Source organism: Haloactinopolyspora alba, from assembly GCF_003014555.1.
Lineage (GTDB): Bacteria > Actinomycetota > Actinomycetes > Jiangellales > Jiangellaceae > Haloactinopolyspora > Haloactinopolyspora alba.
The window spans coordinates 49,591-64,702 of sequence record NZ_PYGE01000010.1 but is presented as its reverse complement, the minus strand read 5'-3'; the positions used below and the strand labels follow the sequence as shown (position 1 = coordinate 64,702).

The window sequence follows — 15,112 nt, the reverse complement described above, 5'->3', positions numbered from 1 at the left end:
TGAACCCGGGGCGGGCCATCACCAGGATCGTGCCCGCGTCACCAGGCCTGCAGGGGTGGTGACGCAGGGTATTCCATGGTGAACGTGATCATTCTCGGGCGAGCTCAGGTGAGCTCGGATGCGGCCGTGGGGCTGGAGTCGCGGAGGAACTCCGCGCAGCGCGTCGCCTCGTCGGTCTCGCCGATCGACTCCGCGGCCCGGCCGAGCGCGTACAGCGCCCGCAGGAACCCGCGGTTCGGGACGTGCTCCCACGGGACCGGTCCGTGCCCCTTCCAACCGGCACGACGCAGCTTGTCGAGCCCTCGGTGGTAACCGGTGCGGGCGAACGCGTAGGACGTCACCGCGTCGCCGTTGACGAACGCGCGATCAGCGAGCTCGGCCCACGCCAGCGTCGCGGACGGATGTGATGCCGCCACCGTCGCCGGGTCGATGCCGGACTCCAGCGCCTCTCGCGCCGTGGCCTCGTCGTCGGGCAGATGCGTCTCGGGCGGGCCGCCGAGCAGGTCCTCGCCGGGCATCAGGACATCTTCTGACCGGTCGAGCGCAGCCACTGGGTCGCCTCGACGACACGCTGCGACAGGCCCGCCTCGGCCAGCTTGCCCCAGGCCCGCGGGTCGTAGGCCTTCTTGTTGCCGACCTCACCGTCGACCTTGAGCACGCCGTCGTAGTTCTTCAGCATGTGGTCGGCCACCGGACGGGTGAACGCGTACTGCGTGTCGGTGTCGATGTTCATCTTGATGACGCCGTAGTCGACCGCGTCCGCGATCTCCTGCTCGGTCGAGCCGCTGCCGCCGTGGAAGACCAGGTTGAACGGCTTGTCCTTGCCGACCTGCTGACCGACGGCCTGCTGGATGTCGCGCAGGATCTCGGGACGCAGCTTGACGTTGCCGGGCTTGTACACGCCGTGCACGTTGCCGAACGTCAACGCGGTCAGGTACGTGCCGTTCTCACCGGTACCCAGGGCCTCTGCGGTCGCCAGGCCGTCCTCGACGGTGGTGTACAGCTTCTCGTTGATCTCGTGCGCGACGCCGTCCTCTTCACCGCCGACGACACCGACCTCGATCTCGAGGATCGTCTTGGCGTCCGCGGACAGCGCGAGCAGCTCACGAGCCAGCTTGAGGTTCTCGTCCAGCGGCACCGCGGAGCCGTCCCACATGTGCGAACCGAACAGCGGGTTCTCGCCGGCCTTGACGCGTTCCGCGGACGCGGCCAGCAGCGGCTTGACCCACTGCTCGACCGCATCGACCGGTGCATGGTCGGTGTGCAGCGCGATCTGCACGTCGTAGCTCTTGGCGGCCTCGTGCGCGAACGCAGCGAAAGCGATGGCACCGCGGACACGGTCCTTGATGGTGGGACCGGAGAGGTACTCAGCGCCGCCGGTGGAGATCTGGATGATGCCGTCGCTCTCCGCCTCGGCGAATCCGCGCAGCGCCGCGTTCAGCGTCTGCGACGACGTGACGTTGATGGCGGGGTACGCGAACGAGCCGGACTTGGCTCGCGCGATCATCTCGGCGTAGACCTCAGGGTTGGCGATGGGCATAGAGGCTCCGTTTCCGTCGGACGGCAGCTTGCCGGCTGTCCGGTTTCATGACCCACGTCGACGGGGGGCATGTATGTCAGCCCCAGTATTCACCGTGCCGGTGGTGTGATGCGAAGCCGCTCACCTGACAGCGGCGGCACGCACCGCCGGCAAGACCTCACGGCCGAGCCGTTCGACCTGCCCGCGGCGGTCCGGTCCGACCGGCTTGACGTTGAGGACGGTGAAGCCGAGAGCGACGAACTCGAGCAACCGCTCGGCCACGGCCTGCGACGTACCGGACACGACCGTGGGTGACGTGTCCGGCCGGGGCTCCGGCCCGTCCAGCAGGCGCACCTCGACGTTGTAGGCGCAGGTGATCTCGTGCGGCCGACGCCCCGCCTCCGCCGCGGCGGCCAGGACGCGCTCGCGCAACGCTCCCACGCGGTCGGGCGGCGCGTGCGACAGCGAGGGCATCCACCCGTCGGCCAGCCGGCCGGTGACAGCGAGAGCGCGCGGGCCGAACGTGCCCAGCCAGATCGGGATGTCCCGGACGGGCTTCGGCTCGAGTTCGGCGCGGTCGGTGATGTGGTGAGTCCCGTCGAACGTGATACTCGACCGCGACCACAGGCCGCGGATGAGCTGGACCGCCTCGGCCAGGCCGTCGACCTTGCCGCGAGCGGTCGGGACGCGCAGGCCGAAGCCCCGGATCTCGTCATCCGCCGAGCCCCCGCCGAGGCCGAGGATCAGCCGGCCGTCGGCGAGATCGTCCAGGGTGGCGGCCATCTTGGCGACCATGGCCGGCGCTCGCAACGGGACGCTGAGCACCCTGGTCGCGATGCCGATCCGGGAAGTTCCCGCGGCGATCCACGTGAGCATCGTCCAGGTCTCGTACGTCGGGTCCGTACCGCACGGATGATCCGACGCCGAGACGAAGTCGAAGCCGAGCCGCTCCGCCTGCCTGGCGTCGCCGACCGGGTCCGCGCCCGGACCGGCGAAGGTGGGCACATCGAGCCCGAACCGGATCGGGCCGGCATTGTCAGACGTCATCGCTGTCCTCTCGTCCTGAGTCGGGTCGTGTCCTGTTCACGTTGCGCCCGGTACCTCGGTGCGCACCGTGAGCAGTGGGATGAAGACATGTGCCAGCGGGCCGATACTGACGGCAAAGGCGACCGTGCCGATCCCCACGGTCCCGCCGAGCGCCACACCGACGCCGAGCATCGCGACCTCGACGACCGTCCGGGCGCGGCGGATCGACCACCCCCGCTCGGCCAGCCCCGTCATCAGCCCGTCCCTGGGACCCGGCCCCAGGCCGGCGCCGATGTAGAGACCCGTCGCGAACGCAACGAGGACGATGCCCAGGGCCAGGAACGACACCCGGGCGGGCAGGGCGTCGGGGGCTGGCAGTACAGCGAGTGACAGGTCGACCGCCACCCCGACGAGCACGGCGTTGGCCACCGTCCCGACGCCCGGACGTTGCCGTAACGGGATCCAGGCGACGAGGACGAGCACGCTGACGATCACGACGACCGCACCGATGGTCAGCCCGGTCCGCTCGGCCAGACCTTCGTGCAGGACGTCCCACGGGCCAAGGCCGAGGCGGGCACGCAGCATGAAGGCCAGTCCGACCCCGAACAGCAGGAGACCACCCAGCAGCCGGAGCACCCGGCCCGTGATTCCGCGCATCGCCCCGTTCCTTTACCTGACGTGTCAGGAAACTCTAGAATCACCTTCCTGTCATGTCAACAACTGCGATAGCATGAAGCCGTGAGCGACAGTGGCGACCCCGGCGTCCGGTGGCTCAGCCCGGACGAACAGCGCGCCTGGCAGGACTACCGGCAGCTGAAGCGGCTGCTCGACGCACAGCTCGCTCGCGACCTGGTCCGCGACACCGGCCTGTCCGAAGCCGACTACGACGCACTCTCCACCCTCACCGAGGTGGACGGGCAACGATGGCGCGCCAGCGAACTCGCCGCCCGCCTGGAGTGGTCCACCAGCCGCCTGGCTCACCACATCGGCCGCATGGAGCGTCGTGGCCTGGTCGCGCGAGAGAACTGCGACACCGACGGGCGCGGCGCGATGATCACCCTCACCGAGGAGGGGCTCCAGACCATCCGGCGAGCTGCTCCCGCACACGTCGCGTCGGTACGCCACCATTTCGTCGACCGGCTCACGCCCGAGCAACTCGAACAGCTCAGCGACATCGCCCGGTCGGTCGTCGACCACCTGCCCACGCCGCGGACATGACCGGCCCGGACCGGCCGGCCGACAGCCCGGCGGCGCCGACCTCAGCGCGAACCGTCACGCTCGGCGGATAGGCTTTGAACGGAGATTCGCCGACCTCACCCCAGGGGGATGCCGTGCCAGAGCGCACTACTGTCGTCGCGAGCAAGGCCGGGCTGCACGCCCGTCCGGCCGCGGTGTTCGTCAAGGCTGCCGGTGAGCAGCCCACCGCAGTGAGCATCCGTAAGCCGGACGGCGACCCGGTGGACGCCTCCAGCATTCTGTCGATCATGACGCTCGGCGTGGAACAAGGGGACGAGGTCGTCCTGTCCGCAGAGGGCGAGCGTGCGGACGAGGCACTGGACGCCCTGGTGTCGCTGTTGGAACGCGACATGGACGAGTGACGGCTGCCGGCGACGACGCCGTGGGTGAGCGCCACCTGCGGCGTCGTCGCCGTTCCGGCCGCACCGCGACGTGTCGGTTGTGCCCACGGATTTTGCTCGGTTATCCTACAACTCACACTCGCTGGGAGGAGCACACGTGGTTCAGGGGGACGAAGCCAACCGTCTGACGGCGCTGCCACGACCACCCAGCTTGCACGAGTCCGTGCAGACGGCGCTGCGCGACTACATCCTCCTCAACGGCCTGCGCGCCGGCGACGGCCTCCCCGCCGAGGGCGCGCTGGCGCAGCAGCTCGGGGTGAGCCGCAACTCGGTGCGCGAGGCGGTCAAGGGGCTCGTCTCGCTGGGCATCCTGGAGACTCGCCGCGGCAGCGGCGTGTTCGTCAAGGACTTCTCGCTCTCCCTGCTCATCGACAACCTCCCGTTCAATCTGCTGTTCGACTTCAGCGAGCTGGCCGACCTGCTCGAGGTCCGCCGGGCCGTCGAGAACGACCTGCTCGAGCGCGCGGTCGGCGACATGACCGAGCAGACCCGCGCCGAGCTGCAGCAGATTCTCGTGGAGATGAAGGCCAAGGCCGAGCACGGCGAGGACGTCCTCGAGGAGGACCGCCGTTTCCACCGCACGATGTTCGCCGACGCCGGCAACGCGGTGGCGCTGAAGCTGCTCGACGCGTTCTGGCTGACCATGAGCCACGCGGTGGCGCAGCGCGCCGAGATCGCCGACCCGCGTCCGGCCGACACCTACCGCCAGCACGACGCCGTCTACCAGGCGGTGCTGGCCGGCGACGTCGACGCCGTCCGCGACGCGCTGTCGGAGCACTATGCGCCCGTGCTCGACCGGCTGCGGCGCACCGGCGAGCTCTGAGCCGCGGAGGGCGCGGACGTGGCCCTGGACGCGAGCACCCTGGGCGGGACCTGGGCGACGGTGCTGCTCCCGGTCCGCGAGGACGACTCGATCGACGACGCACGCCTGCGTGACTCGCTGGACGTGCTGATCGCCTCCGGCGTCGACGGCGTCTACACCAACGGCACCGCGGGCGAGTTCCACACCCTCGACGAGGACGAGTGCGCGCACGTGCAGCGGGTGGTGGCCGCGCGCTGTCGCGCCGCCGGCATGCCGTTCCAGCTCGGCGCGTGTCATCCATGCGCCGGGACGCAGCTGAGCCGGCTGCGCGACGCGGTGTCGCTGGCGCCGGACGCGGTCCAGGTGATCCTGCCGGACTGGTTGCCGCTGGCCGACGACGAGGTCGAACGGTCGATGGCCGCCATGGCCGAGGCCGCCGGGGACGTGCCGCTGGTGCTCTACGCGCCGCCGCACGCGAAGACACCCGTGCGACCGGAGCTGCTGGGCCTGCTCTCCCGACGGTTCCCCGGTCTGATCGGCGCCAAGACGGCCGGCGGTGACGACGAGTGGTATCGGCGCATCGCGGAGCACCCGCCGGACGTCGCCGTGTTCGTCCCGGGGCACGACCTCGCGTCCGGGCGGATCCGCGGCGCCGCCGGCTCGTTCTCCAACATCGCCTGTCTCAGCCCGCGCGGCGCGGTGCGGTGGTGGCAACAGATGCACGACGACCCGCCCGCCGCCCTGGACGTCGAACGCCGGATCCACGCGCTGCAGGCCGAGCGCGTCGCGCCGCTGCAGGCCGCCGGGTTCAGCAACCCGGCTCTGGACAAGGCACTGGCCGCCGCCGGAGGGTGGGCCGACATCGGCGCCCGGACCCGGTGGCCGCACTCCTGGGTCGACGACGCCACCGTGACCCGGATCGGCGCTGCCGCCCGGGACCGCGTTCCCGAACTGTTCCGCTGACCGTTGCGCCGTGACGTGACCGCCGCGCCGGGCAGCCCCGGATGATCAGGTGACACTTCGACAAGGTGCGGGCGCCGTTCGTCACCTGATCGTTTTCGGTCCGGGAGCTGGACATGATCAGGTGACGTCGGCATCCGCCCCGCAGCACGATCAGTCACCTGATCGCGGATCGGGCGACGATCAGGTGACCACCGGGCGATCAGGTGACCACGTGGCGATCAGGTGACGCAGGCGCAGCCCGTGAGCCTCGCCGGGGACGCCGGGCTAGGCCATCGACACCGATCGGTCGAGGTGCCGGCGCAGGTGTTCCGCGGTGTGGGTGTCGCCGTGCGCGCTCAGTTCGTCCACCGTCCCCTCGAACACGACCTGGCCGCCGTCGTGCCCGGCCTCGGGCCCGAGGTCGACGACCCAGTCCGCGGCCGTGACGACGTCGAGGTTGTGCTCGATGACGATGACGGTGTTGCCGTCGTCGACCAGCCGGTTCAACAGCGCGACGAGCCGCTCGATGTCGGCGAGATGCAGGCCGGTGGTGGGCTCGTCGAGCACGTAGAGCTTGCCGTCGTCGGCGAGCTCGTTCGCCAGTTTCAGGCGCTGCCGCTCCCCGCCCGACAACGTGGTCAGGGTCTGCCCGAGCGCCAGGTACTCCAGCCCGACGTCGGCCATCCGCCGCAGCGTCGGCAGCACCGAGCGCTCGTCGAAGAACTCCACCGCCTCGGCGACGCTCATCTCGAACACGTCGGCGATGGACCGTCCACGCACCAGGTACTGCTGCGCCTCGGCGGTGAACCGCCGCCCGCGGCAGACCTCGCACACCGTCGTCACCCCGTCCATGAACGCGAGGTCGGTGAAGATCACCCCGGCGCCGTGGCACTCGTCGCAGGCGCCGGCCGAGTTGGGGCTGAACATGGACGCCGGCACACCGGTGGCGCGGGCGAAGAGCTTGCGGATGGGGTCCAGCAGGCCGGTGAACGTCGCCGGGCTGGACCGGCGTGACCCCCGGATGGGCCGCTGGTCCAGCAGCACCGTGTCCGGGCGCACCGCCGGCAGGTGGCCGTGGACGAGGCTGCTCTTGCCCGACCCGGCCACGCCGGTGACGACCGTGAGCACGCCCAGCGGCAGATCGACGGTGACGTCGCGGAGGTTGTGCGTCGAAGCGTGCTCGATGCGCACCGCGCCGGCAGGGGTGCGCGGCTCGGTCGTGACCGGCCGGCGTGTCCGCAGGCCGGCTCCGGTGCGCGTGTCCGACCGGACCAGCTCGTCGAACGGGCCCGCGAACGTCACCAGGCCGCCGGCCCGACCCGCTCCGGGGCCCATGTCGATGCAGTGGTCGGCGATGGCCATGATCTCGGGATCGTGCTCGACCACGACCACCGTGTTGCCCTTGTCGCGCAGGTCCTGGAGCATCTCGCCGAGGCGATGGACGTCGCGGGGGTGCAGACCGACCGTCGGCTCGTCGAACACGTAGAGCATGTCGGTGAGGCTGCTGCCGAGGTGGCGGACCATCTTGACGCGCTGGGACTCGCCGCCGGAGAGGGTGGACGTCGAGCGGTCGAGGCTGACGTAGCCCAGCCCCAGCGTGCCGAGCCGGCTCAACTGGGTGACCACGTCGTCGACCAGCGGCGCCACCGCCGGATCGTCGACCGCCCGCACCACGCCGACGAGGTCGTCGACCTGCATCGCGTACATGTCGGCGATGGACCGGCCGCCGATCAGGCTGGAGCGCACCAGCTCGTTCAGCCGCGTCCCGCCACAGGCCGGGCAGGTGCCGCGGGCCACGATGCGCTCGAACGCCTCGCGGTGTTTGCCCTTGAAGGCATCGGCGTCCTTGGCCAGGTAGATGCGGCTGAACCGGGAGACGACGCCCTCGTAGGTGGTACCGACGGCGTCGGCGTTGGGCGCGGTGACCTCGCCCGGCTTGGCGTGCATCAGGATGTGCCACTCGTCGGCGGTGTAGTCACGCAGCGGCTTCGTGGTGTCGAACAGTCCGGTCAGGGCGTAGGCCTTCCAGAACCACTGCCCCACCGCGAACGCCGGGATCGTGATGGCGCCCTCGTCCAGCGACCTGTCCAGGTCGACGAGCTCGTCCTCGTCGACCACGCTGACGACGCCGAGCCCCTGGCAGGACGGGCACATGCCCTGGGGGTCGTTGAACGAGTAGGCGTTGGAGTACCCGGCCGACGGAGACCCGGCGCGGGAGAACAGCAGCCGCAGCCGGGCGCCGATGTCGGTGGCGGTGCCGACCGTGGACCGCGCGCCACCACCGAGGCGTTTCTGGTCGACGACCGTGACGGCGCACAGGTTGGCCAGCGAGTCGACGTCCGGCTCGCCGTAGCTGGGCAGCCGGTTCTGCGCGAACGCGCTGTACGTGGAATTGAGCTGCCGCTGGGACTCCGCCGCGAGCGTGTCGAACACCAGCGACGACTTGCCGGACCCGGAGACGCCGGTGACCACGGTGAGCTGCCGCTTGGGTATGTCGACGTCGATGTTCGCGAGCGTGTGCTCACGTGCGCCGCGGATCTGGATACAGCCGTGGTGGGCGACGGTCATCGGTCGGGGCCTCCGGTAGGTGCGGGCGAACGACGGCGCGAACGCCGGCACCCTCAGGATCGGGCCATGCCACTGACAACGTCATGGCATGATCTCCGGCCCGATTCCGCGCACCGGGCATCGGCTACCCCGAATCACCGGCCGGTCTCGAGCCGCAGATCGGCCTCGACCGGGTCCGCTCGGACTCCGGCGACCAGGACTGGTGGGAGTCCGTGGGACCCGCGCTGGTCCAGGCGATGAACGGTCGCCGGTTCCCGCTGGCCGAGCGCGTGGGCGTCGCCGCCGGCCAGGAACACGCCGCCGGTGACCCCCGCGCCGGGCTGGACCTCGGCCTGGAGCTCGTCATCGACGGCCTCGAGCGGCGCCCTTCCGCATGATCGTCAGGGATCCACCATCGCCCTGGCGGTAGTGGATCCCGGACTCTCACGGGACGGCGGGCGCGATTTCGGCGACCAGCCCGTCCACGGCGGCGACCGCTTCGGCGTCGAGCCCGCCCCACGGTGATCGCGCCGGACCGGCGTCCGGCCCGAACCGGTTGATCAGCTCCTTGACGACGGCGATCGACCCGTGCCGGTCGGCCACCGCGGCGATGTCGCGGAACGGCCGGTGCAGCGCGAGCGCCCGGTCGACGTCACCGGAGAGCACGGCGGCGCGCACCTGACGTGCCACCGGTGCCAGCACGTTGTACAGGCTGCCGATGACGCCCGTGGCGCCACAGGCCACGCCGGCCGGCAACAGCTCGTCACGGCCGAAGTAGACCCGCACGCCGGCGGAGACCTCGCGTGTCCGGACGAACTCCAGCAGGTCGCCGTCGGTGAACTTCACCGCACGCAGCGTCGGCACACGCGCCACCGCTGCGGCCACGATCTCCGACGGCGCCGCACGCACCCCGGTCATCGACGGGATGTGGTAGTAGCACAGCGGGGTCTCCGGAGCCGCGTCCGCGATCTCGGCGAGGTAGCCGACGATGGCCGCGACCGAGGACGGCGGTTCGCCGTAGAACGGGGCCACCGCCGCGATCAGGTCGACGCCCGCGGAGGCGGCGTGGTCCGCCAGCCGCCGCGCGTCGGCCACGCTGAGGTCGCCGACGTGCGCGCCGAGCAACAGGCCCTCGCCACGCTGCTTGGCCCAGGCGCTGATCAGATCGGCGCGTTCGTCGGCCGTCATCGCCATCGTCTCGCCGGTGGTCCCCCCGACGAACGCGCCGTCGACACCCAGGGCGCCCAGCCGTCGCGCCTGCGCCGCCACGACGTCGGTCGCGAGGCTCCCGTCGGCACCGAACGGCGTCGGCGTCGCCGCCCAGAGCTCGAACTCGCCGGTGGATTCTGCGGTCATCCTCGCCTCGCCCTCTTCGACACGGTCAACTCTTGCTCGCGCCGGCGGTCAGCCCGCCGACGATGTAGCGCTGCAGGAACACGAAGATGACGATGATCGGCAGCGCGACGACCGCCGAGACGGCCATCAGGTCGTTCCAGCGGGTGCCGAAGGAGTTCACCAGCCCGGCCAGGACCACCGTGATCGGCTGCATCGACTCCTCCGAGGCCAGCGCCAGACCGAACACGAACTCGCCCCACGCACCCAGGAAGCTGATCACCGCGACCGTGATCAGCCCCGGCACCGACACCGGGACGGCCACCCGCAGGAACGCCGACCACGTCGTGCAGCCGTCGACCCGCGCGGCATCGAGCACCTCACCCGGAACGGACAGGAAGTACGGCCGCAGCACCGTGATGGCCAGCGGGATCGCCAGCGAGCAGTTCGCCAGGACCAGGCCGGTGTAGGAGTTGACGAGGTCGAGGCGGCTGAAGATCACGAACATCGGCAGCGCCAGGTTCACCGCCGGGACCATCTGCACCACCAGGAACAGCAGCATGAGCAGCGGCACGAACCGCAACCGCAGGCGGGCGAGCCCGTACGCGGCGGGCACCGCGATCGCCAGCGTCACCAGCGTGGTCGCGACGGCGATGATCGCGCTGTTCAACAGCCCTCTGCCGATGCCGGCGTGGTTCATCACCGTCTCGGTGTACGACGTGAACGTCACCGGAGACGGCACCAGGTCGGGCGGCGTGGCGAAGATGTCCGACGACGTCTTCAGCGACGTCGCGAGCATCCAGTACACCGGCAGCAGGTAGACCGCCGTGATGAGCACGCCGCCACCGGTCAGCCACCAGCGACGCCGGGTGCCGGTCATGCGGTCTCCTCCCGTCGCAGGAAGCGGAAGTAGAAGAACGACAGCCCCAGCGGAATGACGAGCATCAGCGTCGTCGCCACCGCCCCGGTGTCGAACCGGAAGAACTCGAACGCCTCGTTGTAGGCGTAGATCGGCATGATCATCGTGGCGTCGCCGGGCCCGCCCCGCGTCATCAGGAAGACGGTGTCGAAGGTCTTGAAGGTGTAGATGAACACCAGCAGCAACGCCGTCACGCTCACCGGCCGCAGCATCGGCATGGTCACGCTGGTGAACCGGCGCCACCCGCCCGCACCGTCGATCTTCGCGGCCTCGTAGAGCGTGTCCGGGATGCCCTGCAGCCCGGCGAGCAGCAGGATCATCACCAGCGGTGTGAACGACCACGCCGTCGCGATGATGACCGCGAACAACGCCGGGACCGGCCGGGCCAGCCAGAACAGGTCTCCCTCGATCAGGCCGACCGCCTCCAGGAGGGTGTTCAGCAGCCCGTAGCTGCCGTCCAGCATCCAGCGCCACACGTTGGCGCTGACCACGGTCGGCAGCACCCAGGCCAGCAACAGCAGCGAGCGCATCACGTTGCGGCCGGGGAAGCGCTGGTTGAAGTACACGGCCAGCGCGAGCCCCGCCGCGAACGCGAACGCCACCGCGAGCCCGGTGTAGAGCAACGAGATGATCAGCGCGTGCCAGAAGTCGCCGCGTCCCAGCTGGTCGACGTAGTTCTCGGTGCCGACCCACTCGGCGCCACCCTCGACGATCTGCGCGACACCGACGTCGCGGAAGCTCAGATCGATGTTGAAGATCAGCGGGTAGAGGACGGTGGCGGCGACGAACAGGACCGCCGGCACCACGAACAGGTATCCGCCGAGTCTGCGGCGACGTGGCGGGCCGCCACCCGCGCGGGTGCCGTTCCCGCGCGCCGTGGCGCCGCGCGCTCCCGCGCCGTGCGAGCCGGTCTCCGGCTCGTCGGCGCGGGTCGCGGTTCCCCCGGTTGCGCTCATCCGCTCCTCACCCGTGTCGTAGTGGTCCGCGATCGTGGCGGGTCACTCGGCCTGAGACATCGACTCGTCGATGCTCGACTGTGCCTCGGCGAGGGCGTCCTCGACGCTCGTGCCGCCGCCGAGCGAGGCCTGCAGCGCGCCCTGGATGTGCGTGAAGACCTCCGACGACACCGCGGCGAGGTCCCCTTCCGGAGCCCATGCCTCCTGTAGCTGCTCGGCGAAGACCGCCCGTACCGGGTCGTCACCGGTGTCGACGTCGTTCCGGGCGGGCAGTTTGTTCCGCTCCGGCAGGTACTCGGCCAGAACGTCGGGCCGCTGCATCCACGTGATGACGTCCCACGCCGCGTCGGGCTGGTCGGTCGAGGCCCCGATGGCGAGGTTCTCGGCACTGAGGAACGTGGCCGCCTGCTCGTCCTTCGGCAGTAGCGCGACGTTCCACTTCAGGTCCGGGTGCTCGTTCTTCAGGATGCTGACGTACGTCGCCGAGTTGATCATCATGGCGGCCTGGCCGTTCGCGAACTGGTTCTTCACGTCCTCTTCGTTCCAGGTCAGCACGCCGTTGGACACGGCGCCGGAGTCGACGAGGTCGGCGAAGTCCGACAGCGCGGCGCGCCCGGCGGCGGAGTCGACGTCGGCGGGGTCGCCACCGGCCGCGAGCATCCGGATGATCAGCGCGGTCGCGCCCTCGTCACCCTCGATGCCGCTGAAGGCGAGCCCGTAGCGATCACCCTTGGCCAGGGTGGCGGCGGCGTCCTTCATCTGCGCCCAGGTGGTGGGCGGTTCGATACCGGCCTCGGCCAGCATCGTCTCGTTGTAGTAGACGGCGTACGCGTCGGCCAGGTGCGGCACACCGTAGGTGGCACCGTCGACCTGGGTGGTCTGCCAGCTCGTGGAGAAGTACGCGTCCTGCTCGCCCCACTGTTCGACCCGGTCGGAGATGTCCTGGATGACACCCGCCTCGGCCATGGACCGCGTGTGGAACGCGTTGATCAGCGCGATGTCCGGCAGGTCACCGCCCGCGGCGGATTGCAGCAGGGTGCGGGTGAAGTCGCCGAACGGGATGTAGCGGGTGTCGATGGTGACGTCCGGGTTCTGTTGCTCGTATCTGTCGATCAGGTCGTACAGCGGCTTCCCGGTCGGCATGTCCGGCGATCCGTAGTACTGCCACAGCGACAGCGTCGTCTCGCCCGAGCCACCGTCACCGCCGGAACTGTCGTCGGAGCCTCCGCTGCCGCAAGCGGCCAGCATCGCCGCGGCGATCAGGACCCCTGTCGCGCGGACCGCCCGCGGCGTTCCCGCCAGCCCCACTGTCGTGCGCATGACACCTCCTGCGTGTCGCTGCCGTCCTTCTACGTCGCTGATGCAGTGACGTTAGTCAGATATCCCATATCCGTCAACAGAACGGGTCACCGCGGTTCGATGATCTCGGCACTTTCGGTACGCGCCGCCGGTAGCACCGAGAACCGGAGGACACACTGACGATCTCGCCGGGCGCTCGGACCCCAAGCGCACCGACGCCTCATGGTCTGTCGTAAAGTCCCGGTCCGCCGTAACGCACAAGCAGCGAAGCGGGCCACATCACGAGGCGTCTGCGTGCATCACCAGGCCTGCAAGGGTGGTGACGCAGGGAATTCCATGGTGAACGTGGTCATTTCCGGGTGAGCGGGGGCGCCGGTCCGGCGCCATCCGAACAGCGCAGGGGCGAACGCTACAGCCCCAGGTCGTCCAGCACCGGCAGCTCGGCCCGCACGGCGGCACGAGCTGATCGCGCGTCCGGCGCCGCCAGCGCCAGCCCGGCAAGCCGCACGCACTCGTCCCTGCTCACCGAGAGCAGCACTTCGGCGACGTCGGCGATCGCCCGCGGCGTCATGGACAGGCTGGTGACCCCGAGGCCCACCAGGACGACGGACAGCGCCGGGTCGGCGGCAGCCTCACCGCACACACCCACCGGGCGATCGAGCCGCGCGCCCGCCTCGGCGGTGAACCGCACCAGCTGCAACGCGGCCGGCTGCCAGGGGTCGTTCAGCCCTGCCAGATCGCCCAGCAACCGGTCCGCTGCCATCGCGTACTGGGTCAGATCGTTCGTTCCGATGCTGGCGAACGCGACCCGCTGCATGACGGCGTCGGCGGCCAGAGCCGCGGCGGGCACCTCCACCATGACGCCGGCGGTGCGCACACCGTGCCGGTGCGCCGTGGCGACGAACTGCTCGGTCTCGCCCGCCGTGGAGACCATCGGGGCCATCACCCACACGTCCGCGCCGGAACGCTCGCCCGCCCGCGCGATCGCTTCGAGTTGGTGTTCCAGGACCTCCGGGTGCCGGACGGTGGTGCGGTAGCCGCGCACCCCCAGGGCGGGGTTCTCCTCGGACGCGTCGGTCAGGAACGGCAGCGGCTTGTCGGCGCCGGCGTCGAGCGTGCGCACGACCACTTTCCGGCCGCTGAACGGGCTGAGCACCGCTTCGTAGGCGGCGGCCTGATCGTCGACCGTCGGCTCGTCGGCACGGTCGAGGAAGCAGAACTCGGTCCGGAACAGCCCGACACCCTCCGCGCCCATCTCGGCCGCAGCGACGGCGCTCGCGCCGTCGCCGACGTTGGCCAGCAGCTGGACGCGGTGCCCGTCGGCGGTGCGACCGGTGCCGTCGAAGTGCCGCTCGCGCCCCCGGGCCGCCTCGACCTTGCGCACCTGCTCCGGCGAGGGGTCCGTCTCGATGCTGCCGGCGGCGCCGTCGACCAGGACCAGCGCGGCCTCGGCGATGTCGAGTACCCCGGACGCGGCGACCACGGCCGGCAGCCCCAGCGACCGGGCCAGGATCGCCGTGTGCGACGTCGGCCCGCCCTCGGCGGTCACCAGCGCGACACACGTCGCCGGATCGAGGGTCGCGGTGTCGGCCGGCGCGAGGTCGCGCGCGGCGAGGACGAAGGGCTCGTCCCGTTGCGGCACGCCCGGCGCCGGGCGCCCGTTCAGCACGGCGACCACCCGGTCGCGCACGTCGGCGACGTCACGGGCGCGTTCGGCCATGTACCCGCCCAGCGACTCGAGCATCGTCGTGACCTCCGCGGCCGCGTCCCACACGGCGCGGGAGGTGTCGGTGCCGTCGGCGACCCGTTTCTGCGCCGCGGACACCAGTGTCGGGTCGGCGGCCATCAGCGCCGTCGCCTCCAGCACGGCCTGCCCGTCGCCGTGCGCACGCGCGGCGCGCCGTTCCAGGTCCTGGCGGACCTCCTCGGCCGCGGCGGCGACCCGCTCGGACTCGCCGGCGACGTCCGCACCGGCAGGCAGCACCGCGTCGCTCGGCGGTTCGGCCACCGGCTCCGGCATCCGGACCAGGGGCGCGACCGCCCGTCCGGGACTCACTCCTACACCGGTGATCTCTGGCACCGTCTCTCCTCCGCCGTGCGTGTGTTCATGTCCATCGTGCGCCCACCGCTCAT

The 15,112-nt window shown here is 70.7% G+C and carries 15 protein-coding genes; 5 read left to right on the top strand and 10 right to left on the bottom strand.

Translation table 11 applies throughout. The features are described 5' to 3' along the window. Positions 1-104: 104 nt before the first annotated feature. The 4 genes from CLV30_RS14535 to yczE all read right to left on the bottom strand — a co-directional run bounded on the left by CLV30_RS14535 (position 105) and on the right by yczE (position 3,202). Complete coding sequence (locus CLV30_RS14535; protein ID WP_205740928.1) at positions 105-518, bottom strand: DUF3151 domain-containing protein; 414 nt, start codon at positions 516-518, stop codon at positions 105-107. Continuing rightward, positions 518-1,540, bottom strand: a complete 1,023-nt coding sequence (fbaA, locus tag CLV30_RS14530) for a class II fructose-bisphosphate aldolase (protein ID WP_106537944.1) — start codon at positions 1,538-1,540, stop codon at positions 518-520. The genes CLV30_RS14535 and fbaA overlap by 1 nt, the downstream gene beginning before the upstream one ends. A gap of 120 nt (positions 1,541-1,660) precedes the next feature. Next, entirely contained in the window at positions 1,661-2,566 is a 906-nt protein-coding gene (locus tag CLV30_RS14525; RefSeq protein WP_106537943.1) for an LLM class flavin-dependent oxidoreductase, read from the bottom strand. 36 nt (positions 2,567-2,602) lie between these two features. Then, positions 2,603-3,202: a membrane protein YczE gene (gene yczE, locus CLV30_RS14520; protein ID WP_106537942.1), complete on the bottom strand. Its 600-nt coding sequence runs from the start codon at positions 3,200-3,202 to the stop codon at positions 2,603-2,605. Positions 3,203-3,283: 81 nt separating this feature from the next. Here yczE and CLV30_RS14515 point away from each other — a divergent pair, with 81 nt between their 5' ends. The 4 genes from CLV30_RS14515 (at position 3,284) to CLV30_RS14500 (ending at position 5,947) form a co-directional block, all read left to right on the top strand. Beyond that, a complete protein-coding gene (locus tag CLV30_RS14515; protein ID WP_106537941.1) occupies positions 3,284-3,763 on the top strand; it encodes a MarR family winged helix-turn-helix transcriptional regulator in 480 nt (159 codons plus the stop codon). Positions 3,764-3,876: 113 nt separating this feature from the next. Further along, complete coding sequence (locus CLV30_RS14510) at positions 3,877-4,143, top strand: HPr family phosphocarrier protein (RefSeq protein ID WP_106537940.1); 267 nt, start codon at positions 3,877-3,879, stop codon at positions 4,141-4,143. 136 nt (positions 4,144-4,279) lie between these two features. After that, positions 4,280-5,005, top strand: a complete 726-nt coding sequence (locus CLV30_RS14505) for a FadR/GntR family transcriptional regulator (protein WP_165358668.1) — start codon at positions 4,280-4,282, stop codon at positions 5,003-5,005. 18 nt (positions 5,006-5,023) lie between these two features. Next, positions 5,024-5,947: a dihydrodipicolinate synthase family protein gene (locus CLV30_RS14500; RefSeq protein WP_106537938.1), complete on the top strand. Its 924-nt coding sequence runs from the start codon at positions 5,024-5,026 to the stop codon at positions 5,945-5,947. Between the two features lie 264 nt (positions 5,948-6,211). On the opposite strand, the gene CLV30_RS14495 is transcribed toward CLV30_RS14500, so the two are convergent. Continuing rightward, a complete protein-coding gene (locus CLV30_RS14495; protein WP_106538048.1) occupies positions 6,212-8,494 on the bottom strand; it encodes an ATP-binding cassette domain-containing protein in 2,283 nt (760 codons plus the stop codon). A gap of 212 nt (positions 8,495-8,706) precedes the next feature. On the opposite strand from CLV30_RS14495, the gene CLV30_RS26490 reads away from it, so the two are divergent. Continuing rightward, positions 8,707-8,871, top strand: a complete 165-nt coding sequence (locus CLV30_RS26490) for a hypothetical protein (RefSeq protein WP_165358669.1) — start codon at positions 8,707-8,709, stop codon at positions 8,869-8,871. A gap of 46 nt (positions 8,872-8,917) precedes the next feature. Here CLV30_RS26490 and CLV30_RS14490 read toward each other — a convergent pair whose 3' ends face one another. The 5 genes from CLV30_RS14490 to ptsP form a co-directional block, all read right to left on the bottom strand. Then, entirely contained in the window at positions 8,918-9,829 is a 912-nt protein-coding gene (locus CLV30_RS14490) for a dihydrodipicolinate synthase family protein (RefSeq protein WP_106537937.1), read from the bottom strand. 25 nt (positions 9,830-9,854) lie between these two features. Next, positions 9,855-10,685: a carbohydrate ABC transporter permease gene (locus CLV30_RS14485; RefSeq protein ID WP_106537936.1), complete on the bottom strand. Its 831-nt coding sequence runs from the start codon at positions 10,683-10,685 to the stop codon at positions 9,855-9,857. Then, on the bottom strand, positions 10,682-11,680 hold the full coding sequence (locus CLV30_RS14480) for a carbohydrate ABC transporter permease (protein WP_106537935.1): 999 nt from the start codon (positions 11,678-11,680) through the stop codon (positions 10,682-10,684). Before CLV30_RS14480 ends, CLV30_RS14485 begins: the two co-directional genes overlap by 4 nt. Before the next feature lie 42 nt (positions 11,681-11,722). Next, positions 11,723-13,000 (bottom strand): ABC transporter substrate-binding protein, encoded by a 1,278-nt coding sequence (locus CLV30_RS14475; protein ID WP_106537934.1) that lies wholly within the window; start codon positions 12,998-13,000, stop codon positions 11,723-11,725. A gap of 388 nt (positions 13,001-13,388) precedes the next feature. Beyond that, positions 13,389-15,059, bottom strand: a complete 1,671-nt coding sequence (gene ptsP, locus CLV30_RS14470) for a phosphoenolpyruvate--protein phosphotransferase (protein WP_205740929.1) — start codon at positions 15,057-15,059, stop codon at positions 13,389-13,391. Between the last annotated feature and the right edge of the window lie 53 nt (positions 15,060-15,112).

Bases quoted from the DNA above. Each gene is read 5' to 3' on its own strand.
- yczE (WP_106537942.1), bottom strand. From the start codon at position 3,202: ATGCGCGGAATCACGGGCCGGGTGCTCCGGCTGCTGGGTGGTCTCCTG.
- CLV30_RS14490 (WP_106537937.1), bottom strand. From the start codon at position 9,829: ATGACCGCAGAATCCACCGGCGAGTTCGAGCTCTGGGCGGCGACGCCG.
- CLV30_RS14535 (WP_205740928.1), bottom strand. From the start codon at position 518: ATGCCCGGCGAGGACCTGCTCGGCGGCCCGCCCGAGACGCATCTGCCC.
- CLV30_RS14525 (WP_106537943.1), bottom strand. From the start codon at position 2,566: ATGACGTCTGACAATGCCGGCCCGATCCGGTTCGGGCTCGATGTGCCC.
- CLV30_RS14480 (WP_106537935.1), bottom strand. From the start codon at position 11,680: ATGAGCGCAACCGGGGGAACCGCGACCCGCGCCGACGAGCCGGAGACC.
- CLV30_RS14495 (WP_106538048.1), bottom strand. From the start codon at position 8,494: ATGACCGTCGCCCACCACGGCTGTATCCAGATCCGCGGCGCACGTGAG.
- CLV30_RS14485 (WP_106537936.1), bottom strand. From the start codon at position 10,685: ATGACCGGCACCCGGCGTCGCTGGTGGCTGACCGGTGGCGGCGTGCTC.
- CLV30_RS14475 (WP_106537934.1), bottom strand. From the start codon at position 13,000: ATGCGCACGACAGTGGGGCTGGCGGGAACGCCGCGGGCGGTCCGCGCG.
- fbaA (WP_106537944.1), bottom strand. From the start codon at position 1,540: ATGCCCATCGCCAACCCTGAGGTCTACGCCGAGATGATCGCGCGAGCC.